This is a genomic window from Mycobacterium sp. (genome assembly GCF_049673265.1).
In the GTDB taxonomy this organism is placed as follows: Bacteria; Actinomycetota; Actinomycetes; order Mycobacteriales; family Mycobacteriaceae; genus Mycobacterium.
Genome location: NZ_JBATXN010000381.1, coordinates 1 through 1,655 on the forward strand (window position 1 = coordinate 1; position 1,655 = coordinate 1,655).

Here is a 1,655-nt window from a genome sequence, read left to right on the forward strand (position 1 = left end):
ACTCGGCGCCGTCGCGTCTGTCGGGTGCCAGCGCGCCCGCATTCACCATGGCATCGAGTGCCTTGACCAACGCCAGATATGGCGGAGCGCTGGCTGTTTCGGTATTCTGGCCGCCCCCGAAGAATGCGACCGCGAACCACCCCGGCTCGTCCAACGCAAACTTGATGTAGCCGATGCCGACGGCCCGCAACAGCTCAGTTGAGCCCCGCCGGCGCACTGAGGTCCGCATCCGCGCCGTCATCCGATGCTGGATCGCGTTCGCAACGGCCTGAAGCAATGCGTCGCGGTCGGCGAAATGGCGGTAGGCGGCATTGGGTGAAACCCCAACGCGCCGAGTCGCTTCGCGAATTGTCAGCGCCTCTGGCCCACCGGACCGGGTGAGCTGAAGGCCGGCGTGGATCAATGCCGCCCGCAGATCTCCGTGGTGATAGCCGCTCTTCAAAATCGCCAACCCTTGACCGTCCTTGGGTCCAAAGTGTACGGTGTGAACATTATCATGTTGACGCCGTGAACATAAGACGAAGGGGGTTGTTGTGACAACCGCAGGATTGCCGCCCGTCGTGGACCAGGAGACCTGGCAGCGCGAATTAGACGCCCTGCGTGTCCGGGAGAAGGCAGCGACCCGTGAGCTTGACGCGATCGCCGCCCAGCGGCGGAGGCTGCCGATGGTTGCGATGCCGGATTACACGCTGGAAGGCGAGAACGGATCCGTTCGGTTAGCCGATGTCTTCGAAGGCAAATCACAGTTGATCGTCTACAACCACATGTGGTTTCCGGGCGAGGAATGGCAGTGCCCTGGCTGCACCGGCTTTACCTCGCAATTCACCCGGCTGGAGTTCCTGGACAACTGGGACGCCCGGTTCGTCATCGTCACGCAAGGCCCTATCGACGAAGCGCTCGCATACAAGCGCCGGGTCGGGAACCAGATGACCTGGTACTCGACGGCCAACAGCCCGTTCGGTCTCGACGTCGGAGCTCCTCCGGGTGGCGGATTCGCCGTCAATGTCTTTTTGCGCGACGGGGATCACGTCTACCGCACCTGGCACACCGACGGGCGCGGCACTGAACAGCTAAGTCATTCGTTCGCATTGATCGACCTGCTGCCGTACGGCCGCCAGGAGGAGTGGCAAGACTCACCGGACGCCTGGCCGCAGTCTCCCACCTACAGCCGGTGGGCCAGCTCGCAAGACATCGCCAAAGCATACGGAACCGTCCAACCCGAAGGAGCAAGATGACCACCACAACAACTGGCCTGACGACGATAAGCCTGGTGTGCGTGCCGACACCCGACCAGGACAAAGCGGTCGGGTTCTACGAGTCGCTCGGCTTCGAGAAGCGAACCGACCAGCCGTTCGGTGGCGGCTACCGGTGGATCGAGGTTTACCCGCCCGAGGGCGGGACCGGCATCGCGCTCGCTCCACCGCCGCCGGACAGCGGACCGGTGCAACCGACCATCACGGGTATCACGCTGACCACCAGCGACATCGACGCCACCCACTACGCGATGAAGCAACTCGGCGTCGACGTTGATGCGCAGGTGTCGCGAATGGGCGAGCCGGTTCCACCGATGTTCTGGTTCCGCGACCCGACCGGGCACACGCTGATGGTCGTGGAGTCCTGACTAGGGGTGACCGGTTACTGCACGAAGCCGGACG

At 63.5% G+C, this 1,655-nt stretch carries 3 protein-coding genes; 2 read left to right on the plus strand and 1 reads right to left on the minus strand.

Annotated elements, in window-relative coordinates; all coding sequences use genetic code 11:
• Positions 1 to 451: TetR/AcrR family transcriptional regulator (locus WBF82_RS13175; RefSeq protein ID WP_424383459.1), on the minus strand; the 451-nt coding region annotated here is incomplete at its 3' end.
• 82 nt (positions 452 to 533) lie between these two features.
• On the opposite strand from WBF82_RS13175, the gene WBF82_RS13180 reads away from it, so the two are divergent.
• Both WBF82_RS13180 and WBF82_RS13185 read left to right on the plus strand, forming a co-directional pair.
• Positions 534 to 1,235 carry a DUF899 domain-containing protein gene (locus WBF82_RS13180; RefSeq protein ID WP_424383460.1) on the plus strand — a complete coding sequence of 234 codons (702 nt, stop codon included), beginning with the start codon at positions 534 to 536 and terminating at the stop codon, positions 1,233 to 1,235.
• On the plus strand, positions 1,232 to 1,621 hold the full coding sequence (locus WBF82_RS13185) for a VOC family protein (RefSeq protein ID WP_424383461.1): 390 nt from the start codon (positions 1,232 to 1,234) through the stop codon (positions 1,619 to 1,621). The genes WBF82_RS13180 and WBF82_RS13185 overlap by 4 nt, the downstream gene beginning before the upstream one ends.
• Positions 1,622 to 1,655: the final 34 nt, after the last annotated feature.

Excerpts from the sequence above, each read along its gene's own strand:
- WBF82_RS13185 (WP_424383461.1), top strand. The coding sequence starts at position 1,232 with ATGACCACCACAACAACTGGCCTGACGACGATAAGCCTGGTGTGCGTG.